The 22,896-nt window shown below is 72.2% G+C and carries 20 protein-coding genes and 2 pseudogenes; 6 read left to right on the top strand and 16 right to left on the bottom strand.

Features of this window, described 5'->3' with window-relative positions:
- Window positions 1–246: 246 nt before the first annotated feature.
- From ACQEVC_RS44170 to ACQEVC_RS44210, 9 genes and pseudogenes are all read right to left on the bottom strand, one after another.
- Window positions 247–984, bottom strand: a complete 738-nt coding sequence (locus tag ACQEVC_RS44170; RefSeq protein WP_432890421.1) for a regulatory protein RecX — start codon at window positions 982–984, stop codon at window positions 247–249.
- 24 nt (window positions 985–1,008) lie between these two features.
- Window positions 1,009–1,512, bottom strand: coding sequence for a hypothetical protein (locus ACQEVC_RS44175; RefSeq protein WP_318395282.1), 504 nt, complete (start codon window positions 1,510–1,512; stop codon window positions 1,009–1,011).
- A gap of 171 nt (window positions 1,513–1,683) precedes the next feature.
- Window positions 1,684–2,238 (bottom strand): annotated as a pseudogene (locus ACQEVC_RS44180) (LAGLIDADG endonuclease); the annotation flags it as partial.
- 60 nt (window positions 2,239–2,298) lie between these two features.
- Window positions 2,299–3,150: pseudogene (gene recA / locus ACQEVC_RS44185) on the bottom strand (recombinase RecA); the annotation flags it as partial.
- A gap of 217 nt (window positions 3,151–3,367) precedes the next feature.
- Window positions 3,368–3,568: a DUF3046 domain-containing protein gene (locus ACQEVC_RS44190; RefSeq protein ID WP_318395207.1), complete on the bottom strand. Its 201-nt coding sequence runs from the start codon at window positions 3,566–3,568 to the stop codon at window positions 3,368–3,370.
- Between the two features lie 40 nt (window positions 3,569–3,608).
- Entirely contained in the window at window positions 3,609–4,943 is a 1,335-nt protein-coding gene (locus tag ACQEVC_RS44195; RefSeq protein WP_432890424.1) for an MFS transporter, read from the bottom strand.
- A gap of 165 nt (window positions 4,944–5,108) precedes the next feature.
- Window positions 5,109–6,251 (bottom strand): acyl-CoA dehydrogenase family protein, encoded by a 1,143-nt coding sequence (locus tag ACQEVC_RS44200; protein WP_432890427.1) that lies wholly within the window; start codon window positions 6,249–6,251, stop codon window positions 5,109–5,111.
- A 5-nt stretch (window positions 6,252–6,256) separates the two neighbouring features.
- Window positions 6,257–8,191 carry a bifunctional sugar phosphate isomerase/epimerase/4-hydroxyphenylpyruvate dioxygenase family protein gene (locus ACQEVC_RS44205; RefSeq protein WP_432890430.1) on the bottom strand — a complete coding sequence of 645 codons (1,935 nt, stop codon included), beginning with the start codon at window positions 8,189–8,191 and terminating at the stop codon, window positions 6,257–6,259.
- Between the two features lie 52 nt (window positions 8,192–8,243).
- Window positions 8,244–8,954 (bottom strand): TetR/AcrR family transcriptional regulator, encoded by a 711-nt coding sequence (locus ACQEVC_RS44210; protein WP_432890433.1) that lies wholly within the window; start codon window positions 8,952–8,954, stop codon window positions 8,244–8,246.
- 142 nt (window positions 8,955–9,096) lie between these two features.
- On the opposite strand from ACQEVC_RS44210, the gene ACQEVC_RS44215 reads away from it, so the two are divergent.
- Both ACQEVC_RS44215 and ACQEVC_RS44220 read left to right on the top strand, forming a co-directional pair.
- Window positions 9,097–9,966 carry a shikimate dehydrogenase gene (locus ACQEVC_RS44215; protein ID WP_432890436.1) on the top strand — a complete coding sequence of 290 codons (870 nt, stop codon included), beginning with the start codon at window positions 9,097–9,099 and terminating at the stop codon, window positions 9,964–9,966.
- A 106-nt stretch (window positions 9,967–10,072) separates the two neighbouring features.
- Window positions 10,073–11,494, top strand: coding sequence for an Nramp family divalent metal transporter (locus tag ACQEVC_RS44220; protein WP_432890439.1), 1,422 nt, complete (start codon window positions 10,073–10,075; stop codon window positions 11,492–11,494).
- A gap of 85 nt (window positions 11,495–11,579) precedes the next feature.
- Here ACQEVC_RS44220 and ACQEVC_RS44225 read toward each other — a convergent pair whose 3' ends face one another.
- The gene (locus ACQEVC_RS44225; protein WP_432890442.1) at window positions 11,580–12,278 is read right to left on the bottom strand and encodes a UdgX family uracil-DNA binding protein; all 699 of its coding nucleotides are present in this window, start codon (window positions 12,276–12,278) and stop codon (window positions 11,580–11,582) included.
- Window positions 12,279–12,451: 173 nt separating this feature from the next.
- Entirely contained in the window at window positions 12,452–13,792 is a 1,341-nt protein-coding gene (locus ACQEVC_RS44230) for an aminotransferase class I/II-fold pyridoxal phosphate-dependent enzyme (protein ID WP_432890445.1), read from the bottom strand.
- A gap of 39 nt (window positions 13,793–13,831) precedes the next feature.
- Between ACQEVC_RS44230 and ACQEVC_RS44235 the strand changes: the two genes are divergently transcribed.
- Complete coding sequence (locus ACQEVC_RS44235; RefSeq protein ID WP_432890448.1) at window positions 13,832–15,127, top strand: bifunctional pyridoxamine 5'-phosphate oxidase family protein/GNAT family N-acetyltransferase; 1,296 nt, start codon at window positions 13,832–13,834, stop codon at window positions 15,125–15,127.
- Window positions 15,124–15,792: a leucine efflux protein LeuE gene (gene leuE, locus ACQEVC_RS44240; RefSeq protein ID WP_432890451.1), complete on the top strand. Its 669-nt coding sequence runs from the start codon at window positions 15,124–15,126 to the stop codon at window positions 15,790–15,792. Before ACQEVC_RS44235 ends, leuE begins: the two co-directional genes overlap by 4 nt.
- A gap of 32 nt (window positions 15,793–15,824) precedes the next feature.
- Here leuE and ACQEVC_RS44245 read toward each other — a convergent pair whose 3' ends face one another.
- The 3 genes from ACQEVC_RS44245 to ACQEVC_RS44255 form a co-directional block, all read right to left on the bottom strand.
- The gene (locus ACQEVC_RS44245) at window positions 15,825–16,853 is read right to left on the bottom strand and encodes a sporulation protein (protein ID WP_432890454.1); all 1,029 of its coding nucleotides are present in this window, start codon (window positions 16,851–16,853) and stop codon (window positions 15,825–15,827) included.
- Between the two features lie 97 nt (window positions 16,854–16,950).
- On the bottom strand, window positions 16,951–18,015 hold the full coding sequence (locus ACQEVC_RS44250; protein WP_432890457.1) for a hemolysin family protein: 1,065 nt from the start codon (window positions 18,013–18,015) through the stop codon (window positions 16,951–16,953).
- Window positions 18,012–19,376 carry a hemolysin family protein gene (locus ACQEVC_RS44255; protein ID WP_432890460.1) on the bottom strand — a complete coding sequence of 455 codons (1,365 nt, stop codon included), beginning with the start codon at window positions 19,374–19,376 and terminating at the stop codon, window positions 18,012–18,014. Before ACQEVC_RS44255 ends, ACQEVC_RS44250 begins: the two co-directional genes overlap by 4 nt.
- Window positions 19,377–19,643: 267 nt before the next feature.
- Between ACQEVC_RS44255 and ACQEVC_RS44260 the strand changes: the two genes are divergently transcribed.
- Together ACQEVC_RS44260 and ACQEVC_RS44265 are read left to right on the top strand one after the other, a co-directional pair.
- A complete protein-coding gene (locus ACQEVC_RS44260; protein WP_432890462.1) occupies window positions 19,644–20,834 on the top strand; it encodes a D-arabinono-1,4-lactone oxidase in 1,191 nt (396 codons plus the stop codon).
- Window positions 20,834–21,214 carry a sensory rhodopsin transducer gene (locus ACQEVC_RS44265; protein WP_432890464.1) on the top strand — a complete coding sequence of 127 codons (381 nt, stop codon included), beginning with the start codon at window positions 20,834–20,836 and terminating at the stop codon, window positions 21,212–21,214. Before ACQEVC_RS44260 ends, ACQEVC_RS44265 begins: the two co-directional genes overlap by 1 nt.
- Window positions 21,215–21,376: 162 nt before the next feature.
- Here ACQEVC_RS44265 and ACQEVC_RS44270 read toward each other — a convergent pair whose 3' ends face one another.
- Both ACQEVC_RS44270 and ACQEVC_RS44275 read right to left on the bottom strand, forming a co-directional pair.
- The gene (locus ACQEVC_RS44270; RefSeq protein ID WP_432890466.1) at window positions 21,377–22,228 is read right to left on the bottom strand and encodes an MOSC domain-containing protein; all 852 of its coding nucleotides are present in this window, start codon (window positions 22,226–22,228) and stop codon (window positions 21,377–21,379) included.
- A gap of 168 nt (window positions 22,229–22,396) precedes the next feature.
- Window positions 22,397–22,831: a VOC family protein gene (locus ACQEVC_RS44275; RefSeq protein ID WP_432890469.1), complete on the bottom strand. Its 435-nt coding sequence runs from the start codon at window positions 22,829–22,831 to the stop codon at window positions 22,397–22,399.
- Window positions 22,832–22,896 lie beyond the last annotated feature (65 nt).

The following is a 22,896-nucleotide window of genomic DNA, read 5'->3' on the forward strand; positions in this document are numbered from 1 at the left end:
GCTAGGTCGCGATGGGGCATTCGGTCAAGAAACTCATGATCCGGCCAGGTGTCTGACGTAGGGCGACGGCACGCTCACGGCAAGCTGATACGAGGGTGGGCATAAGGGGGCGAGTCCGGAATCCGACTTGCACCTCAGGGCCCGGCGAGACCGGCCCAGCGACCGGAACGGAAGCGCTCCCAGGTCGGCATCGCGGGGCGTCCTCACCCCAGAGACGGTCCCGCCTGGCCCGCAGCGCCGAGCGCGCTAGAGAGCGTCGCGGTCGGGTTCCGTGCCGGCTTCGGCGAGCGCGTCCGCGTCGATCTGGTCGGCGAACTCGGCTGCCTCGGCGTCCCGCTCGGCCAGTGCGTCCTTGACCGCCCGGATCGCCACCCCGGGCGGATAACCCTTCCGGGCCAGCATCCCGACCAGCCGCCGGAAGACCGCCTCCGGCGAGCCGGTGGCGGTACGGAGTTTCCGGTCGACCAGTTGCCGGGCCGTCTCGGCCTCGGTCGTCTCGTCCAGCTCGCCGAGCGCCTCGGTCGCGATATCGGCGTCCACGCCGCGCTGGCGCAGCTCGTTGGCGAGCGCCCGGCGGGCCAGCCCCCGACCCTGGTGACGGCTGCTCACCCAGGCGCGGGCGAAGGCGGCGTCGTCGATGATGCCGACCTCGTCGTAGCGATCGAGGACTTCGGCGGCCACCTCTTCGGAGATGCCTCGCCGGGCCAGTGCGGTGGCCAACTCGGCCCGGGTGCGTGGGCGTACGGCGAGCTGGCGCAGGCAGATCTCCCGGGCCTGCTCCGCCTCGTCACGCGGAGCGCTCGGCGCCGATGACTCGTCCGCCGCCGCGTCGCCCGGTCCCGCCTCCGCCGGCCACCGCCCGGACGGGGTGGCCGAGCCACCTGACCGACCCCGGCGCGAACGGCCGGTGCCACTGCCGCCCGTACGGGCCGACGGGGCGGCATCCCACCCCCGGCCCGTACGGGCGCCACGTCGTCCTGCCACGTCGATGTGGACTCAGTCGAGGCGTCAGAAGTCCACCGGCGGCAACTCCGGCCCGCCGGCCGCGTCCGTGCCGGCCGCCACCCCGACACCGAGCTTTTCGAGGATCTTCTTCTCGATCTCGGCCGCCACGTCCGGGTTCTCCCGGAGGAACTCCCGGGCCTTCTCCTTGCCCTGGCCGAGCTGGTCACCGTCGTAGGTGTACCAGGCGCCGGACTTACGGATGATCGACTGCTCCACGCCGACGTCGATCAGCGAGCCCTCCCGGGAGATGCCCTTGCCGTACATGATGTCGAACTCGGCCTGCTTGAACGGCGCCGCGACCTTGTTCTTCACCACCTTGACCCTGGTGCGGTTGCCGACCACGTCGGTGCCGTCCTTGAGGCTCTCGATGCGTCGCACGTCGAGCCGGACCGAGGCGTAGAACTTCAGCGCCCGACCACCGGTGGTGGTCTCAGGGCTGTTGTGCACCATCACGCCATCGACGAAGTAGTTGTGGTTGCCCTCGACCTCGATGTCGAACCGGTTCATCGACCGGGTCTTCGGCTTGACCCGCACGTCGATGATCCGCGCCGGCACCGGCGTCAGCTCCGCCGGCACGAACGCAGGCTGGACGACGCACCGGCCACGGAAACGCGGAAGCAGCTTGGACTCCATCACCACCGGCACGTACGGTGCGACGATCTCCTGGAACCTAGCCGAGGCCGCGGTGGTGAACTGGATGAACGCCATCTGTCGCGCACCCCGGCTCACCAACTTCACGTCCAGCTCGTACGCGTCCCGCAGGTGCTCGACCAGGCGTTCCCGGGTGCCCTCGGCCATCGCCTCGACACAGATCTCGATCCGCCCCGAGCCATCCTCGGTACGCTGCTGGAGCCCCTTGGAGCGCAGCGTGAAGCCGCCGTCGTCCATGTACCACACCGCGAGCGCCAACGGCGTCAGTGCCTTGAGGTAGTCCCAGCTCAGGTGCTTCTTCCCGTCGCCGAGGTAGACCGCCCGACGCAACTCGTCCAGTTCGGGCAACGGAGTGAAGTCCGCAAAGACGGCCCCTCTGGCGTCGGTCCGGCGCGAGTTCGGGATGTTGCCGAGCAGCGAGACCTTCCAGTCGAGATAACCGGCCTGCTCGGCTCCGTGACCGAGCCGGAACCGCACTCCGGACCGGTCCCGCCGGTTGGGCGAGAGGTTGCCGTCACCCATCAACGAGCCGAGCACCACCTGCCACTGCTGTTCGCTGAGCCGGCGTTGCTCGGCCAGCATCACCCGGTCCCCGGTGATCAGTTCGCCGGCCTCGCGCCAACCGCCCGGGGTCCGGACGAGATGGTTGGCAGTGGCGGCGAACTGCGCCCGCCCGTTACCGCCGGATTTGGCGACCGTGAACTGGAGAAACTCCTCGGCCGGGCCGTTGTTGAACCAGTTGACGATCTTCTTGGGCTCGACCCGGTCGGTCTCCGGGTCGTACGAGAGCACCTCGACGTCCATACGCTGGTTTACGATCTTGCCGATCTTCTCCTGCGTGCCGTCCGCGAGGGTGACCCTCGTCGAGTACGACATGCAGCCGAACATGACTCCGATCTTTTCCCGGAGCTGGTTGATGAAGATCGCGGTGGTGCCGGTGTTGCTGAGCACACCGGTGATCTTCCGCAGCGCCTGGCTCATCAGCCGGGCCTGGAGGCCGACGTGGCTGTCGCCCATCTCGCCCTCGATCTCGGCACGCGGCACCAGCGCGGCGACCGAGTCGATCACGATGATGTCGAGCGCACCGGACCGGATCAGCATGTCGGCGATTTCCAGCGCCTGCTCACCGGTGTCGGGCTGGGAGACCAGCATCGCGTCGGTGTCCACGCCCAGCGCCTTCGCGTATTCCGGGTCGAGGGCGTGCTCGGCGTCGATGAACGCGGCGATGCCGCCGGCCTTCTGCGCGTTGGCCACCGCGTGCAGCGCGACGGTCGTCTTACCGCTGCTCTCCGGGCCGTAGATCTCGACGACCCGGCCGCGCGGCAGACCGCCCACGCCGAGTGCCACGTCGAGCGCGATGGAACTGGTCGGGATCACGGCGGTCTGGATGACCGGCCGCTCCCCCAGCCGCATCACCGAGCCCTTGCCGAACTGCTTGTCGATCTGAGCGAGAGCAAGGTCGAGTGCCTTCTCCCGGTCAGGTCCTGCCGCCATGGTTGCCACCCCTGCCTTCGCCGGCATCTTCGCTGAGCTTTTCGTCACGCGCACACGCTAGGCGCTCGGTCCGACAGAAAACAGCCGGCTGGCCGCGACCTGTGGACGGGCACCCCGCTGTGGACAATAGCCGAACAGGTGTACGACTCGGCACACGACACGCCAAACTACCGTAAGTGCCTAATCGATCACTTTGAGATGTACGTCGATCGACGGGTCAGCGTAGCCGAGCCGGCACCCGGTCGGGGTACGCCGCACAGACCGCCCGCCACACCACCACGGTCTCCTCGCCGGCCTCCAGGGCCTGCCGGATGGTCCGGCCCCCCAACTGCGGCAACACCTGGTCGGCGGCGAGGCTGCCGGCGTACGCCGGGCCGAACGTCTGCTCCAACCGCGCCCAGAAGTCTGTCAACCGCACCGAACCAGTCCCCTTCCGCTCCGGGCACCCCCGCCCGGTCTCAGACCCCGGCCCGCATCCGCGGCGGCGCCGCCCGCAACGCTAGCGCCAGCAGCGGTACCACGGCGACCGCCGCCAGCAGGTTGAGCACGGGATAGCCGGCAACCTGGATGACAAACCCGCTCAGCGCCCCGGCGAGCGCCCCGGCCAGCCCCATGGTCAGGTCGGAGAGCCCCTGCACCGCAGGGCGTACCTCGACCGGCACCGACTCCGACAGCAGGGTCGAGCCGGCCACCATGGTGCCGGACCAGCCGAGGCCGAGCAGGGTGAGCCCGATCGAGATCCGTACGGTGTCGTGCCCGGCGGTCCCGGCGACCGCGCAGGCGGCGAGGAGCAGGCCGAGCCCGCCGAGGATCACGGCCCGCCGACCGAGCCGGTCGGTGAGCCAGCCGACCACCGGGGCGAGCGCGAACATCCCGGCGATGTGCAGGCTGAGCACCAGGCCGACCACCCGAAGCAGGTGGGCGTCGGAGTGCCACTCGCCGAGGCGTACCGGGGTCATCACCATCACCCCGACCATCACCAGGTGTCCCATCGCGACGGCGGAGATGCCGAGCCGGGCGGCCGGCAGGTCGCGGACCACCCGGAAGGCGGCGCGCAGCCCGTCGTCCCGCCGGGCCGGAGCGCCGGTGCCGGACGCGTCGGTGGCCGGTGCGCCGTCGGCACCGGCGGTCGCGAGCCGGCGCGCGGTCAGCAGCGGGTCGGGCCGGAGGAACACCAGGAGTACCCCGGCGGCCAGCACGAAGGCGAGCACGCTGAAGACGAACGGTCCGGCCAGCGGGGGTACCCCGGTCCAGGCCAGCGCCCGGTCGGCCGGCGCCGCGAGGTTCGGGGCCGTCACCGCACCGATGGTGGTGGCCCAGACGGCGATCGACAGGTGCCGGCCCCGGCGGGCCGGCTCGGCCAGGTCCACGGCGGCGTACCGGGCCTGGAGCCCGGCGGTCGTCCCGCCGCCGAAGAGGAGCGCGCCGAGGAAGAGCAGCGGTACCCAGTCGGCGAGCGCCGCCAGCACGATCAGGGCCCCGCCCACCGCGCCGACCAGGTACGCGACGGCCAGCCCCGGCCGCCGACCACCGGTCCGCATGATCCGGCTCACCGGTACGGCGAGCAGCGCGCCGCCGACCACCGAGGCGCTCTGCACCAGACCGGAGATCGCGGTCCCACCGAGCCGGGCGCCGAGCAGTACGCCGACGGACATCCCGATGGTCATCCCGGTGCCGCCGATGATCTGGGTGAGGCAGAGCAGCAGCAACGTACGCCGCTGGACCCGGGCGACGTCGAGTGGCGCCGCCCCGACGGGTCGGCCGTCGACTCCGGTGGTCAGTTCCGCCGTCATGCCAGCCGCTCCCGTCCCCGTTCGGACCCGCCGCCGGGGCGGGAGGCGCAGATCGCCCGCCGCAAGGAGCGGTAGGCGAGGGCCATCCTTACCTGCGGATCGAAGCACGGCCGCCGGGCACGTTCAACCCCGATTCGCCGACGGCGTAGTGCGGACCCAGGCCCGTCACAGCCCCAGGTCGCGCCCGATGATCTCCTTCATGATCTCGGTGGTACCGCCGTAGATGGTCTGCACCCGGCCATCCAGCCAGGCCCGGGCGACCGGGTACTCCAGCATGTAGCCGTAGCCGCCGTGCAACTGTACGCAGCGGTCGGCGACCCGGTTCTGCAACTCGGTGGTCCACCACTTGACCTTCGCGGCGTCCACTGCGGAGAGCCGGCCGGCGTTGAACTCGGCGACGCAGTGGTTCAGGAAGGTACGGGCGATGGTGACCTCGGTGTCCAGCTCGGCGAGGAGGAAGCGGTTGTGTTGGAACGCCCCGATCGGCTGGCCGAACGCCTCCCGGGACCGGGCGTGCCCGAGGGTGACCGCGAGCAGCCGCTCGGCGGCGGCGACCGCGGCGACCGCGATGCCGAGCCGCTCCCGGGGGAGGTTCGCCATCAGGTGGTAGAAGCCCCTGTTCTCCGTACCGAGCAGGTTGGTCGCCGGCACCCGGCACTCGTCGAAGAAGAGTTCGGCGGTGTCGTTGGCCTTCAGCCCGACCTTGGCCAGCCGGCGTCCCCGGCTGAACCCGGGTGTGCCGCGCTCGACCACCAGCAGGCTCACCCCGTGCGCGCCCCGCTCCGGCGCGGTCTTCGCCACCACCACGACCAGGTCGGCCAGCTCGCCGTTGGTGATGAAGGTCTTCTGTCCGGTCAGGACGTAGTCGTCGCCGTCCCGGGTGGCGGTGGTGCGGATCCCGGCCAGGTCGGAGCCGGCGCCCGGCTCGCTCATCGCGATCGCGGTGACGATGTCGCCGGAGCAGAAGCCGGGCAGCCAGCGCGCCCGCTGGTCGCCGGTGGCCAGTTCGCTCAGGTACGGCGCGACCACGTCGTTGTGCAGCCCGAACCCGAGCCCGGAACAGCCGCTGGTGACGACCTCCTCGACGAGTACGGCGTTGAACCGGAAGTCGCGCTGGCCACCGCCGCCGTACTCCTCGGGGATGTCCATGCCGAGCAGTCCGGCGGCACCGGCCCGGCGCCACACCTCCCGGTCCACGATGCCGTCGGCCTCCCACCGGTCGTGGTACGGCACCGCCTCGCGGGCCAGGAACGCCCGGCACAGCTCGCGGAACTCGTCGTGCACGGGCTCGTAGAGGTGCTGATCCATGCCGGTCAGTCTGCCCCGGCGACCGGCGCGGGTACATCTCCGACCGGCGCTGCGACCTCGGCGAGTCGCTGGTGCCGGTGCGCCGCCATCCGTACCGGCGCGTTGGCGTCGCCGAAGCCGTCGTAGCCGGACCGGCGTTGCAGCACCTCGAAGAAGATCCGGCCGCCGTAGACCGGGGTGTAGAGGTGCAGCAGCTCGCCGCCGTGCGGGTCGCGGTCGTAGAGGATGCCGTACCGGCGGAGCCGCCGCACCGTACCCTCGGCGAGGCCGAACCGGGCGCCCAGGTCGGCGTAGTAGTTGTCGGAGATCCGCAGCGTGGCGGCGCCGAGCCGGTCGAGGGCGGCGGCGGTGCCGAAGATGTCGTCGGTGCCGAAGGCGACGTGCTGCGGATCGGCCACCGACGGCGCCCAGTCACCGCGCCGGAGCACGGCGACGGTGAGGGCGAGCCGGACCCCGCGCCCCGGGTCGGTGAAGCCACGGGACCGCATCAGCCCGAACGGTGCGGCGTACTCCTCGGTGCCGAGCTGGCGCAGCCCGAGCACCGAGCGGTAGAAGAGGCCCGCCTCGTCGAAGTGGTCGAAGGGCTGGGTCAGCCCGAGGTGGTCGGTGGCGACGAGCCCGACGCCCTCGGCGACCTCGTTGCCGGTCGGCAGGAAGTCGGCCCGCCAACCGTCGTCGGGTTCGGCGAGGAAGACCGAGGTGCCGTCCGGGGCGGCGACCGCCGCCAGCTCCGCCTCGGCCGGGCCACGGCGTCGGGGCAGTACCGGCGCGTGCAGCGCCGCGGCCCGGTCGACGCCGCGGCGCGGGTCCGCGGTGGTCAGCGCGAATGCGCTGATCGCGGCGGTGCCGGACGCCTGTGGGCGGGTCACCGCGCTGTTCAGCACCACCCGGCATCCGCCCTGTTCCCAGAGCTGGACCGGCTTCGAGCGGTGCTGCCCGGTGTGCGTGAAGCCGAGCCCCCGGAGCACGTCCTGAAGGAGCGGGCCGGACCGGCCGTCGACGGCGAACTCGGTGAAGGCGTGCCCGGTCAGCCCGGGCGCGGTCGGTAGCCGCCGAGGCTGCCGGTCCGACCGCCCGATCGGGTGCAGCCCGTCCTCCAGGTAGACCAGGGAGCGCATCGCGTCGACGGCGGTACGGGCCGGATCGGACTGCCGGAAGACGTCGTTGAAGACCTCCAGGGAGAGCGGTCCGGCGTACCCGGCGGAGAGCACGAGCCGGACGAAGCCCGCCAGGTCGAAGGCGCCCTGTCCGGGGAAGAGCCGGTGGTGCCGGCTCCATTGCAGGACGTCCATCCGCAGGTGCGGTGCGTCGGCGAGTTGTAGGAAGAAGATCTTCCCGGGGGTGATCCCGCCGATGCCGGCCGGGTCGACCTCCCGGGACAGCACGTGGAACGAGTCCAGGCAGATCCCGAGCGCCGGATGGTCGGCCCGGTCGACGATCCGCCAGGCGTGGTCCCAGGTGGAGACGTGTCGTCCCCAGGCCAGTGCCTCGTAGGCGATCCGGATCCCCCTGGCGGCGGCCCGGTCGGCCAGCAGCCCGAGCTGCTCGGCGGCGAGCGCGTCGTCGTCGACCGCCGCCGGCGCCACCGACGAGCAGACCAGCAGGGTGTCGGCGCCGAGGTCGGCCATCACGTCGAACTTGCGCTCAGCCCGGGTCAGATTGGCGCGCAGCAGGTCGGCCGGCACCGCCTCGAAGTCCCGGAACGGCTGGTAAAGCTCGATGGTGAGCCCCAGGTCGGCACAGCGGGCGCGTACCTCTGCCGGTGACCACGCAGAGACCACCAGGTCGTTCTCGAAGAGTTCGATGCCGTCGAACCCGGCCGCCGCGGCTGCGGCGATCTTGTCTTCGAGGGGGCCGGAGAGGCAGACGGTCGCCACGGCCCGGCGCAGGGTACGGCCGGTGTCGCGCGGGGTCGGGGCGGAACGGTGGCGGCTGGTCATGGCGCACCTCCCGGGGTCCGGATCGGCGGCGACTCTCTCCGGGACAGCGCGGTCAACGCCGGCGGAGGTAGCCGGTGACCATCTCGGCGAGCATGGTCCGGTAGTGCTGGCGGCTGGTGGGGGCGAGGAGGTCCCGGTCGAAGAGCGCGGCGAAGGTGTGCCGGTTGGCGACCCGGAAGAAACAGAAGGCGCTGATCATCATGTGCACGTCGAGGGCGTCCACGTCGGAGCGGAACATCCCGGCTCGCTGCCCGCGCTCCAGTACGCCTCGCAGCAGGTCCACGGCGGAGCTGTTCAGGTCGACCAGCCGGGCGACGTGCGTCATGTGCTCGGCCTGCTGGGCGTTCTCCACCCCGACCAGCTTGATGAACGCCGGATGTGCCTCGTGGTGGTCGAAGGTGACCTCGGCGAGACGCCGGATCGCCGCCACCGGCTCCAGGTGGTCGACATCGACGGTCCGTTCGGCGGCCCGGATCTCGCCGTACGCGCGCTCCAGGACGGCGAGGTAGAGCTGCTCCTTGCCGCCGAAGTAGTAGTAGATCATTCGTTTGGTGGTGCGGGTCCGGGCTGCGATCTCGTCGACCCGGGCGCCGCTGTAGCCACGGTTGGCGAACTCGTCGGTGGCGACGTCGATGATGTCGGCCCGGGTGCGTTCCGCGTCCCGCCGCCGCTCGGCGGCCGGGGCCGCGCCTCCGTCCGGCCGCACCCCGGCGTCCGGTGCCGCCCGCAGGGTCATCGCCTCGTCCTTCCGGATGTCCGCCATCGGACCAGTGTGCCGTGCCCCCGGTGCGCCCTTGACAGGCCGGACACCGAGGCGGATAACTAACGTACCAGTTCGTACATTAGCTGACGACGGTCCCCGGTCGACGGGCACACCCGCCGCTCCGGACGAGGACGGGAGCACCATGCGGACCTGCCGCTACGGGTTGATAGGAGCGGGCATCGGCGCGTCACTGTCGCCGGCACTGCACGAGGCCGAGGGCCGGCACCACGGCCTCGACCTGTCGTACTCGCTGCTCGACGTCGACCGGCCGGAGACCCCGGCCGACTTGCGCAGGCTGCTGGCCGACGCCGAGGCGGCCGGGTTCGCCGGGCTGAACATCACCCATCCGTTCAAGCAACAGGTGATCGAGCTGCTCGACCGGCTCGCCCCACCGGCCGACGACATCGGCGCGGTCAACACGGTCGTCTTCCGGGCCGGACGACGGATCGGCTACAACACCGACGCCTACGGATTCACCGAGTCGTTCCGGCACGGGCTGCCGGGTGCCGCCACCGGGCGGGTCGTGCAGCTCGGGGCCGGCGGTGCCGGCGCCGCCTGCGCGTACGCCCAACTCGAGGCCGGCGTCGGGCACCTCACCGTGGTCGACCCCGACCCGGACCGGCGCGGCCTGCTCGCCGAGACCCTGAGCCTGCGGTTCGACACCGAGCGGATCGCGGTGGCCGGCCCGGCGGAGCTGCCGGCCGCCGTCGGCGCCGCCGACGGTCTCGTCAACACCAGTCCGGTCGGCATGCGGGCGCATCCGGGCGTACCGCTGCCGGTCGAGCTGCTGCACGGCGGACTGTGGGTGCTGGACGTCATCTACATGCCGGTGGAGACCGAACTGCTCACCGCCGCCCGGGCGGCCGGCCTGCGGGCGGTGGGCGGCACCGGCATGTGCGTCTTCCAAGCCGCCGCCGCGTTCGAGCTGTTCACCGGCCGGACCCCGGACACCGGCCGGATGCTGCGACACCTCGACCTGCTGCTCGCCGGGCGAGCCCGGCACGCCGCCTGAACCGGCGCCGCACGGCCACCCCCGCGCGGCGCCTGGCGCACCACCGGCCGTCCGACCGGGACGGTCCACACCCCCACACACCCCCACACCACCCCCGGAGTATCCGATGAGCCGACAGGCGACCACCCCCGACAGCGCCGTACCCCCTGACGACCCGGTCACCCGAGAGCTGCCCGAACCGATGCCCCTGCGCCGGATGGTCGGTCCCGGCGTGGTGGCGGTCGGGATCGGAATGGCCGCCGGGGAACTCATCCTCTGGCCGTACCTCACCGCGCTCGGCGGGCTCGGCCTGCTCTGGCTGGCGATCGCCACCCTCGCCGTCCAGTTCGTCATCAACATGGAAATCGAGCGGTACACCCTGGCCAGTGGCCAGACCGTCGTCGCCGGGTTCTCCCGCTGGTGGAAGGGCTGGGGCATCCTCATCTGCCTCGCCGGAGCCTTCCAGTACGTCTGGCCCGGCTGGGCCACCAGCGGCTCCGCCGTCTTCACCTATCTGGTCGGCGGCGGGGACGCGGTCTGGATCACGGTGGGTGTGCTCGTCGCCATCGGCGTACTGCTCTCGGTCTCCAAGGTGATCTACCGGACCGTCGAGCGGGTCGAGGTGGTCAAGGTCGCGCTCACGCTCTTCTTCCTGGCCGTGGTGGTGGTCTTCGTGATCTCGCTGGACACCTGGGGCGAGGGGGCGAAGGAGAGCGTCGTCGGGTTCGGACAGATCCCGGCCGGGATCACCTTCACGATGCTGCTCAGCGCGATCGGCGCCGCCGGGGCCGGCGGGGTGCACAACCTGGTGCTGAGCAACTGGATCCGCGACAAGCGGTACGGGATGGGCGCGCACGTACCCCGGCTCATCTCGCCGATCACCGGCCGGGAGGAGGCCGCCGGCTCGGACCGGTACTCCTTCCCGCAGGACGAGGGGAGCCTGGCCCGCTGGGCGACCTGGTGGAAGCGGGCCAACATCGAGCACTTCTTCACCTTCGCGCTGGTCTGCTTGGTGACCATCACGATCATGTGCCTGCTCGCCTACCAGACCCTCTTCGGCCGGGAGGACCTCACCAACGACCCGTCGTTCCTGCGGATCGAGGGCGAGGTACTGGCGGCCGAGGTCGGCACCTGGCTCAAACTGCTGTTCTTCGCGATCGCCGTGGTCTCGCTCTGGGCCGCCGCGATGGGGCTGCTGGACGTGATCGGCCGGGTGGCCAGCGACTTCCTCCGGCGCAACTACCTCACCACCTCCACCCGGTGGACCGAGGCCCGGCTCTATCTCGCGGTGGTGTGGGCCGAGATCGTGCTCGGCTCGATCATCCTGCTCGCCGGCTTCAGCCAACCGCTCGGCCTGCTGATCATCTCCACCTGCGCGGCCTCGGTGGTCACCCTGCTCTACTCGATCCTGCTGGTCCGCCTCAACATCCGTGACCTGCCGGCGGCCATCCGGCTGCGCGGCTGGCGGCTCGGCGGCATGCTGGCGGCGATCGGCTTCTACGGCTTCTTCGCCGTCGCGATGGTGGTCACCCAGCTCCAGCGGCTCTGAGCCGGCCCGGTGGTGCCGGCCCTCGCCGGGTCGGCACCACCGGTCAGATGCGCGACGTCGAGGTGCTGGACCCGGCCGCCGGGGCTCAGCCGAGCGCCCCGGCCACCACCGACAGGTCGGCGACCAGGCCGGCGTACGCGGCGTCCCGGTCGTCGGCACGGAGCACCGCGGAGGGGTGGATGGTGGCGACCAGCCGGGTCGGGGCGACCGACTCGCGTTCCCCGGTCGGCCCGACCGGCACCTTGGCGAAGTCCTGCGGCCGCTGCGCCGACTCCGGCCAGGGCAGCAGTACGCCCCGGGACTGGGTGACCCGGAACGAGGGGCCGAGCAGCGCCTTGGCCGCCGTCGCGCCGAGTACCACCACGACCTCGGGGTGCAGCCGGGCGAACTCGGCGACCAGCCAGGGTCGGCAGGCGACGATGTGCACCCGGTCCGGGGTCTTGTGCAGCCGGCGCTTGCCGCGCATCTCGAACCGGAAGTGCTTGACCGCGTTGGTGATGTAGAGCTGCGCCGGGTCGATGCCGGCCTCGTCCACGGCACGCCGCAGCAGGTGCCCGGCCGGGCCGACGAACGGCAGCCCCTTCTGGTCCTCCATGTCGCCGGGCTGCTCCCCGACGAAGACGACCCGGGCGTGCTCGTCGCCCCGGCCGAAGACGGTCTGGGTGGCGTCCCGGTACAGCTCGCAGCCCCGGCAGCCGCCGGCCGCGTCGCGCAGTTCGGCCAGGCTGTCGGCGCCGGGTGGGATGAACTCCTGCGCTCCGGGGGCGGTCTCCGTCTCAGGCATAGCGCATGTTCTACCCCGTATCCCCGGGGTCACGCACACAGGGTGCCCGGCGTGGCGAGCCACCAAGATTCTCGGCGACATATCGTCGGCCGCTGACCACAGATCGCCCAAGGATCTCGGCATCCCGACGACGGCGAAGCGCGACGCGGGCGGTGGTCCCGGGTACGCCGGGATCAGGCGCTCAGGGTGAGCGGCGTGGCGGACGCGGCGGCCCGGGCCACCGCGTCGGCCAGCGGCGCGATGTCGGCCTCGGCGAGCGGACTGACCGTGATCCGGATCCCCGGCCCGCTGGCCAACCGGAACAGCGAGCCGGGCGCCACCACGTAGCCGGCGTCCCGGAGCACCGCGACCGCCCGGGTCTCGTCGGGCACCGGCAACCAGACGTTGATCCCGGTACGGCCGTGCCCGGCCAGCCCGCGCTCGGCGAGTGCGGCGCGCAACGCGGCGACCCGCTCGGCGTAGCTCGCCCGGGCCAGTGCGATCCGTTCGGCGACCGCCGGGTCCCGCCACAGCGCGAGGGTGAGCCGTTGCAGCAGGGTGGAGACCCAACCGGAGCAGACCCGCAACCGGCCGGCCACCCGGGCCACGGTCACCTCGTCCCCGGCGAGCACGGCCAGCCGCAGGTCCGGCCCGTACGGCTTGCTGGCCGAACGGACGAAGGCCCAGCTCCGGGTGGCGCCGGCCAGGCTGTGCAGCGGCTCGACGGAGAGTTCGGCGGCGTGGTCGTCCTCGATCAGCAGGACGTCGGGACGGTCGGCCAGCACCGCCCGCAGCGCCACCGCCCGGTCGGCGGTCACCACCGCCCCGGTCGGGTTCTGTGCCCGGCTGGTCACCAGCACCGCCCGGGCTCCGGCGGCCAGCGCGGCGCGCAGCCCGGCCGGGGTGGGCCCGGCGTCGTCGACCGGCATCGGCACCGCGCGCAGCCCGAGCGTGGCGACCAGGTCGATGGTGTTGGCCCAGCCGGGATCCTCGATCGCGACCGCGTCGCCCGGGCTCAGGTTGCTGACCAGCAGCCGTTCGATGCCGTCCGAGGCGCCACCGGTCACCGTCACCGCTTCGGCCGGCACCCCGTCGGCGGTCAGCCGCTCCCGGGCCGCGTCGACGAGTTCCGGGAGGACGCCGCCGCCCCGGTAGTTGACCGAGGCACCGGCGGTCTCGGCCAGCGCGGCCAGGTGCGGGCCGATCGGCGGGAGCAGCCCGGGGTCGGGCTCGCCGACCGAGAGGTCGAGCGCACCGGGCGGCGCGGGCAGCCGCAGTGCGGCGCGGCGGCCGGTGACCGGTGGCTTCGGGCGGACCCGGGTGCCGTTGCGGCCGGCGGTCTCCACCACCCCGCGCTGCCGCAGGCCCTGGTACGCCTTGGCGACCGTCGCCGGGCTGACCCCGAGCCGCTGCGCCAGGGCCCGGACGGCGGGCAGCGCGGCACCGGCCGGCAACTCCCCGGTCCGGACGCCCGCCTCCACGCTGGCCGATATCTCGGCTGCCGTCGTACCGGCGACCTGATAATGTGCTGTCACAGTTTGAGGATTGTACTATCATAAAAGGGCGGACGCGAGATGGCCGAGCAGACCCCGACGCAGACGCATCCGGACAGTGCACCGGAGACCTACCCGCAGACCCGGCGGAGCACCGCCACCCGCGACCGGTCGAAGATGACCTACCAGCGCTCCGCCGCGCACGACCTGCTCGACGAGGCGTACCACTGCCACCTCGGATTCACCGTGGACGGTGAGCCCCGGATCCTGCCCACCCTGCACGTCCGGCTCGGCGACACGCTCTATCTGCACGGCTCGACCGGCAGCAGGCCGCTGCTGGCCGCCCGCTCCGGCGCCGGGCTGCCGGTCTGCGTCGCGGTGACCCAGTTGGACGGGCTGGTCTACGCCCGGTCCCAGTTCCATCACAGCGCCAACTACCGCTCGCTGGTCGCGCACGGCACCGCCCACCTGGTCACCGACGAGACGGAGAAGCGGAGGGTGCTGACCGCGCTGGTCGAGAAGGTCGGCCGGGGCCGCAGCGCCGACAGCCGGCCACCGAACCGCCGGGAACTGGCCGAGACCGCCCTGCTGGCCCTGCCGTTGCACGAGGTCTCGGTCCGCACCCGCACCGGGGGCGTACGCGAGGAGCCCGCCGACCACGACCTGCCGCACTGGGCCGGCGTGCTGCCGCTGCGTACCGTCGCCGGGCGGCCCGAGCCGGACGTCGGGGTGACCGCCCCGCTGCCGGCGTACCTGCGGGCCGACCGCTCCCCCTGGCACACCCCGGCACCGATGGCCGGCGCGCACGTCCGGCTCGCCCCGCTGGCCGAGTCGCACGTCGACGCCCTCTACGCGGCGACCCGCGACCCGGAGGTCTGGCCCCATCTGGGCGTCGCCCAGCCGCACGACCCGGCCGGGATGGCCGAGATCGTCCGGACCGCGCTCGACGCGCACGCTCGGGGCGAGCGGGTGCCGTGGGTGCAGCTCGACGCGGTCACCGGCGAGGTGGTCGGGACCACCTCCTACTACGAGATCGACCCGGTGCACCGCCGCGTCGCGATCGGACACACCTGGCTGGGCCGGCGCTGGTGGCGTACCGGGGTGAACACCGAGGCGAAGCTGCTGCTGTTGACGAGGGCCTTCGAGGAGTTGGGCGCGGAGCGGGTGGTCTGGCACACCGACATCCGCAACGAGCGGTCGCAGCGCGCCATCGAGCGGCTCGGCGCCACCCGGGAGGCGGTGCTCCGCCGGCACCGGATCCGGCCGGACGGCTCGTGGCGGGACACCGTGCAGTACGCGATGCTCGCCGACGAGTGGCCGAAAGCACAGGTCAGGCTCCGGGAAATGCTTCGCCCGGGGGTCCCGGCGGGGCGATGATGACCGGCGTGCTGGGGATCACCGACATCTGGACGTACGTGCTCGGCACGGTAGCCATCATCCTGCTGCCCGGGCCGAACTCGCTCTACGTACTCACCACCGCCGCGAAGACCGGGGTACGCGCCGGCTACCGGGCCGCCGCCGGGGTCTTCCTCGGCGACGCGGTGCTGATGGTGCTCTCCGCCGCCGGGGTGGCCTCGGTGCTCAAGGCGTACCCGCCGATCTTCATGGTGATCAAGTACGCCGGCGCGGCCTACCTCGGCTATGTCGGGCTGATGATGCTGCGCGGGGCGTGGCGGCGCTGGCGTACCCGGAACGACCCGGCGGTGGCGCCGCTGGTCGACACCCGGCCGGCGGCGGCCGACCGGCCGTTCCGGCGGGCGGCGGTGATCAGCCTGCTGAACCCGAAGGCGATCCTCTTCTTCATCTCCTTCTTCATCCAGTTCGTCGACCCGGCCTATCCCTACCCGGCGCTGTCGTTCCTGCTGCTCGGCGCGATCGCCCAGGTCACCAGCGCGCTCTACCTGACCGTGCTGATCTTCACCGGCACCTTCCTGGCCGTGCAGTTCCGCCGCCGCCGACGGCTGGCCGCCGGGGTGACCACCGGGATCGGCGCGCTCTTCCTCGGCTTCGGCATCAAGCTCGCCACCGCCAGCGCCGGCTGACTCCCCCGGTCCACCGGAGCCATCCGAAACCCTCAGGTCCCGCCGCCACCGCCACCGCCGCCACCGCCGCCGCCCGCGCCGCCGCCGATCCCGCCCTCACCGCCGCCGATCGGGCGCAGCCCCCGGTCCGGGTCGTGGCCGGCGGCCGGTGCGGCCCCACTGGGCTCCCGGCCCGGCGGCTCGCTGTCCCGGGTGTCGGTGCCGGACGGGCCGGGGTGCGACTGGTCGGGGTCGGTCGGTCGGGGCGGCGGCGACGGACGGCGTTCCGTGCGGACCTGGTAGCCGGCGGCGGTGGCCGAGTGCCGCTGTACGGCGTACCGGAGCCAACTGTCCACCACGGTGATCCAGTCGAGTTCCGCCGCGCCCCGGTGGTCCACCCGGAACCGGCTGAAGCTGACGTGTCCGGCACCGGCCAGTGCCACCCGGCGGTCCAGCGCGAAGAGCACCTCCACCCGGTACGGGTCGGTGAAGAACGAGACCTCCAGCTCGCTGAACGGGCCGCCGTACAGCGGTGCCGCCCAGTACGCGATCTTCTGATGGAACGGCAGCCTCTGCTCGATGCCCGGCAACCGTTCCGCGAGCAGTCCGACCTGGCGCAGCTCGAAGCCCAGCTCGTCCAGTGCGGCGAGCACGCCGGCCTGGGCGGGGAGCGGGTGCACGTACACCGGGCGCAGATCGCCCCGGTCGAGCAGCGCGCTGACCGCGACCTCGGTCCGCAGCCCCATCCGCAGGTTGAGCAGGCAGTGGCCGTTGACCACCGTCACCGGCGTCTCCCACGGCACCGGCACACCGAAGTCGAGGATCCGGCGCTCCTGCGGAGCCAGCACGAACGCCCCGGCGGCGGCTACCCGGTGGAACTCCACCGGCTGGTACTCCAGCTCGCCGCCGGCCGGCTCGACCCGGGTGACCAGGCCGAGAGTCACCCGATCGACCGTCACCGGCGACCGGCCGGCGGTGACGGTGACCCGGCCGGGCAGCGACAGCCCCGGCCGGGTACTCGGATTGGTCAGCACGGTCCGCACGGTCAGACCCGAACCCGGCAGGAGTCCCCCGAAGCCCACCGTCGCCCCCTCCCGTGTCCGCCCGGCCGGGCCCCCACCCGGCCGCTCCGCCGCACCCGCCCTGGAAACTCGGCTGCCAGGCGGGCGCGGCGGACGCTCAGCGCAGCCGGCGGCCCCGTGGGATCGGGTCGGTCTCGTCGTCGAACTCCCCGATGACCTCTTCCAGCAGGTCCTCCAGGGCGACGAAGCCGATCGGCCGACTGGCACCGGCACCGTTGCTGACCAGCGCCAACTGCACCTGTTCGGCCCGCATCGCGGCCACCGCCTCGGTGACCGTCGCGGTCGCGTCCAGGGTGAACGGCACGGTCATCAACTCCCGCGCCGTCGCCGGTCGTCCGGCGGTGGTGGCCCGGACCGCCTCCCGGACGTGCACCAGCCCGGCCACCTCACCCGGCGCCTCGAAGACGGCCAGCCGGGACCGGCCGCTGGACCGGCACACCTCCTCGATCCGCTCCGCGGTGTCGTCGGGGCGTACCGAGACGATCGTCTCGACCGGCTCCATCACCTGGGCGACGGTGGTGCCCTGGAGTTCGAGCATGCTGGTCAGCATCTCGTGCTGGTCGGCGGCGAGCAGGCCGTGCTCGCGCGACTGCTGGAGCAGCATCCGCAGCTCCTCCGGCCCGTGCGCCACCGCCAACTGCTCCTCGGGGCGTACCCGGGCCAGCCGCAGTGTCACGTTGGCGAGCCCGTTCAGCGCGGAGAGCACCGGCCGGGCCACCCGGGCGAACGCCCGGAACGGCAGCGCGAGCAGCACGGCGGAGCGCTCCGGGTCGGTGATCGCCCACGACTTCGGAGCCATCTCGCCGACCACCAGGTGCAGGAAGGTGACCAGGGCGAGCGCGAAGACCAGCGCGACCGCGTGGCTCGCCGTGTCGGGCAGGCCGACCGCGTGCAGCATGGGGCTGAACAGGTGCTCGATCGCCGGTTCGGCGAGGGCACCCAGCCCCAGCGTGCAGACGGTGATGCCGAGCTGGGCACCGGCCAGCATCAGGGTCAGCTCGCGTACCCCGTCCAGTGCCGCCCGGGCGGCCCGGCCACCGGAGGCGGCGGCCTGCTCCAGCCGGTAGCGCTTCGAGGCCAGCAGGGCGAACTCGGCGGCCACGAAGAAGCCGTTCAGCGCGAGCAGCAACAGGGAGATCAGCAACGCCCACGTGGTGCTCACGGGGTGCGCTCCGTCTCGCCCTGCGGCACCAGCACCCGGAGCCGGACCGAGTCGGCGACGTGCCGGTCGACCGCCAGCACCTCGACGTGGGCCCGGGGCAGCGTCGCCTCCTGGTCCGGCTCGCCGTCGGCGGAGAGCCTGATCTCCAACCGGTCGCCGACCTCCGGTATCCGGCCCAGCTCCCGCATCACCAGACCGGAGAGGGTGTCGTATTCGGGTGCCTCGGGCAGGGTGATCCCGGTGCTGTCGGCGACCTCGTCGATCCGCCAGCGGGCCGGCACCACCCAGGATCCGTCGGCCTGCCGGACCGGGGCCCGCTCGGGCGGGTCGTCCTCGTCCCGGATCGGGCCGACCAGTTCCTCGGCGATGTCCTCCAGCGTGATCACCCCGGCGAAGCCGCCGTACTCGTCCACCACGCAGGCGAGCTGGCGGTGCCCGGCCCGGAGCCGGTCCAGCACCGTCGGCAGCGGCAGCGTCGCCGGCACCAGCAACGGGGGTACGGCAACCGCCTCGACCGGGGTGCTCGCGCGCCGTGCCGGCGGCACCCCGAGTACGTCGGCGATGCCGACCACCCCGACGACGTCGTCCACCCCCTCGGCACCGCGGACCGGGAAGCGCGAGTGCCCGGTGTCGAGCAGCTCCACCAGCCGGCTGAGCGGCTCGTCGGCCCGTACGGTGTGCACGTCGACCCGGGGCACCATCGCCTCGGCGGCGGTGAGCTGCCGGAAGTCGAGGCCCCGGTCGAGCAGGGTGGACATCTCGGCGTCGAGGTGCCCCTCCTCGCGCGACTCGGCGATGATCTGTTCCAGGTCCTCCGGCGTCGCCCCGCTGGGCAACTCCTCCACCGGTTCGATGCCGATCCGGCGCAGCAGCCGGGTGGCGGCGGCGTCGAAGAGCCGGATCAGCGGCCCGGCCACGGCCAGGTAGATCAGTGTGGAGCGGCTCAGGGCCCGGGCCAGCGACTCTGCCCGGACGATCGCGAGGTTCTTCGGGGCGAGCTCACCGAAGACCATCTGCACGACGGTGGCGATCACCAGGGCCAGCACGACCGCGACCGGCGTGCTGACCGCGGCCGAGACGCCCGCCACGCCGAGCAGGTCGGCCAGGCCGTCGCCGAGGTACGGCTCGGCGACGTAACCGACGAGCAGGGCGGTGACGGTGATCCCGAGTTGGGCTCCGGAGAGCATGAAGGAGAGCCGTCCGGTGACCGTGAGGGCGCGTTGCGCCGCGACGTCGCCGTCCTCGGCGAGTTGGCGCAGTTTGCCCCGGTCTACGGCGACGTAACCGAATTCCTGGGCGACGAAGTATCCGGTCGCCACGGTGAGCAGGATGATCAGGACCAGACCGAGCGCAATCAACACGGGGTGCTCAGCGCTCCCCGTCGTCGCGGCTGGTGCGGGAGATGCCGGGTCCGACCCGGCTGGCTACAGCTGCCCTCCTGGACAGTTGAGTCGATCACCAGGCCATCCTACCGACCCCCGGAGAACACCGCCCGGACAACCACCAGCGGTCCCGATCAGCCGTTTCCGGGACTGCCGACCGGGTAGAAACGCGTGTCCCGATCCGTCCCGCCCGGTCTGGGACCCACCGTGCGGTTGCCCGCCGGGCAGCCGGGAAGGGAGGCCGCATTGGGACGGGAGTGGCGCAACTGGTCGGGGAGCCTCCGGTTCACCCCGAGGGAGTACGCCACGCCGGAGAGCGAGGACGCCGTCCGGGCACTCGTCGAACGGGCCCGGCTGACCTCGACCAAGCTCCGGCCGGTCGGCTCCGGCCACTCGTCCAGTCCACTGGTCCGGACCGACGACGTACTCGTCAGCCTGGCCGGGCTGCCCCGGACCGTGCGCCGGCACGACGGCGCGCTGCTGGCGACGGTCGGCGCCGGGGTGCCGCTCGGCGAACTGGGTGAAGCGCTCTACGAGGCCGGGCTCGCCATGGACAACCTCGGTGACGTCGACGTGCAGTCCATCGCCGGTGCCACCGCCACCGGCACGCACGGCACCGGGCTGAGTTTCGGCAACCTCTCCACCCAGGTGGCCGGGGTCCGGCTGGTGACCGGCACCGGCGAGCTGCTGGAGATCTCCGGCCAGCAGAACAGCGACCTGCTGCCGGCGGCCCGACTCTCGCTCGGCGCGCTCGGCGTGGTGACCACGATGACGCTGAAACTCACCCCTACCTACCACCTGCGGCGGCGCAGTTGGTGCTCGTCGATCGCCTGGACCCTCGACCATCTGCACCAGTTGCAGCGGCAGAACCGGAACATGGACTTCTACTGGTATCCGCGTACCGACACCACCCAGATCCGCACCCTCAACCGGCGCGGCGAGGAACCGGAACTCGTTCCGGTCGGCGAGCCCCGGACCACCGAGTCCGGCCCGAGCCACCGGACCATCCCCCGGCACCGCGAGCTGCGCTTCGACGAGATCGAGTACGCCATACCGTCGGAGGCCTTCCACACCTGCTTCACCGAGATCCGGCGCCGGATCCTGGACCGGCACCGCATCGGGGTGGCCTGGCGGGTCCTGGTACGCACCTGCGCCGAGGACGACGTCTGGCTCAGTCCCGCGTACGGCCGGGCCACCACGACGATCGCCTGCCTGCAGAACAACTCCCTGCCGCACGACGAGTACTTCGCCGACGTCGAGGCGGTGTTCCGGCAGCACGACGGCCGACCGCACTGGGGCAAGAAGCACTCGCTGACCGCCCGGGAGCTGCGCGGCGTCTATCCACAGTGGGACAGGTTCCAGGACCTCCGCCGCCGGCTCGACCCGGACGAGGTGTTCCTGACCCCCGACCTCGCCCGGCTGCTGAGGGACGGCTGATGGCCGGGCTCGGCGGGCGGGTCTGGGTGGTCCCCGGCGGCCGGATCCCCTTCCCCAGCAGTGGTGAGGAGCCGGAGTTCACCAGCTTCGACCAGCTGTCCGTGCTGAACACCGGTGACGAGCCGGCCGAACTGGAGATCACCGTCTACTACGAGGACCGGGAACCGGTCGGCCCGTACCCGGTCAGGGTGGACGCCCGCCGGATCCGGCACGTACGCCTCAACGACCTGATCGACCCCGAGGCGATCGTGCTGAGCCGGCGGTTCGGCTGCGTCGTCCGCTCGCCGGTCCCGGTCGTGGTGCAGTTCCTGCGCCAGGACACCCGGCTGCCCGGCACGGTCGCGTTGACCGGCACGATGGCCTTCCCCGCCGACCCCTGACCACCTGGCGGTCAACCTCCTGATCAGTCCGGCGTCTCCCGCCGGGCCGGGCCGGCAGTAGCGGCCGGACAGGTCCGGGCGACGACACGAAGCCAGTCGGACCAGGGTCACACCACCACTGCCGGCTGTCGGCGCAGCACTGCTGAACCGACCCCGCCATGCTCACCGTCGGTCCAGCACCTCCACGGTGTCACCGACGCTGACCGTACGACCTTCGTGGGCAGGCCCACCCGGTTCGGCCCGCACCGTCATCTGGAGACCGAAGAGGAGCTTCTTGCCGATGTTCCGCCGTGCGGCGAGCATCCAAAGCGGCTCCCGCCCCCGCTGTCCGGTCTCCTGGTCGATCGTCGCGATCAGACAGCGGCCACACTCGGCGGCGCCGTGAAACATGGCCCCGCCGATCCTGATCCGCCGGCCGACCCACTCGTCCTCGGCCCACGGCGCGGCACCGCTGATCACCAGGTTGGGGCGGAACTGGATCATCGGCAGCGGCCCCTCGGTGCTGCCCGACTCCCGCAGCCATTCGTTGAACGCGTCCAGCGACGCGGTGTTGGCCAGCAGCAGCGGAGTGCCGTCGGCGAAGCTCAGCTCGGCGCCGGAGCCGGCCGGGACCGTCCAGGGAACGAGGTTGCCGGTGGGATCGCCGAGCCAGACCAGCCGGGCGGGGCGCCCCAACAGCCGGTTGAGCCAGTCGTCCGCCTCGGGGCCGGCGGCGCGTACGGGTGCGGGCGGCCGCCCCCGGTACACCCGGACCTGGATCGCCTCGCCGTCGGTCGGTTCGGCCAGATCGAGCGGGTCCAGCCCCGGCGCGTCCAGAGTCAGCCCACCCGGCCGGGACACCGCCCGCATCGTCACCAGTTCCCGGTGCTGGCGCTGGGTCAGGCCGAGCCCGTGTTCGTCCACGATCAGCCAGCGCCGGTCGCCGTCCAGGCCCCACGGCTCGACCCGCGCCGTGTCGCGGTCCATCCGGCGGCACCCCTTCACCGGGTACGTGTGAATCGAGACGACTCGCATCCGGTCAGGATGACACGACGCGGCGTGACGGGGGTAACCTCGCGTCGGCGGCTGCGTGCTCGTGGACACCGAGGGGTAATTCCGGAGCAGGACTGTCGGCGCGGCACGGAACGGCGACCCTCGTGATGGCGAACAGTCGACTCGCGAAGCTGCCACCTTCGCGGCCACTCAGTCGAGACAGAACTCGTTGCCCTCGATGTCCTGCATCACGAGACACGACTCGTTGTCGCCGTCGGCAGGCAGTAGTCGCACGCGTACCGCACCGAGCGCGACCAGTCGTGCGCATTCGGCCTCAAGTGCGGCCAGGCGCTCTTCACCCACGAGCCCGGTGCCGACCCGCACGTCAAGATGCAGCCGATTCTTGACGACCTTGCCTTCGGGGACACGCTGGAAGAACAGTCGCGGGCCGACACCTGAGGGATCATTGCATGCGAACGCCGCACCCCGACGCTCAGGCGGCAGCGTGCGATCGACATCGTCCCAGGTAGCGAACCCCTCCGGCGGCGGCGGTACGACGTACCCCAACACCTCGCACCAGAATCGAGCGACCCGCTCAGGTTCTGCGCAGTCGAAGGTGACCTGGATCTGCCTGACCGACGTCATCGGCCCAGCATAGAGGTGGGGTCTTTCGGTCGTCTCCCGGGCCGAGCAGTTGCACGCCAGGCAGG

Source organism: Plantactinospora sp. CA-294935, from assembly GCF_050936445.1.
GTDB lineage: Bacteria > Actinomycetota > Actinomycetes > Mycobacteriales > Micromonosporaceae > Plantactinospora.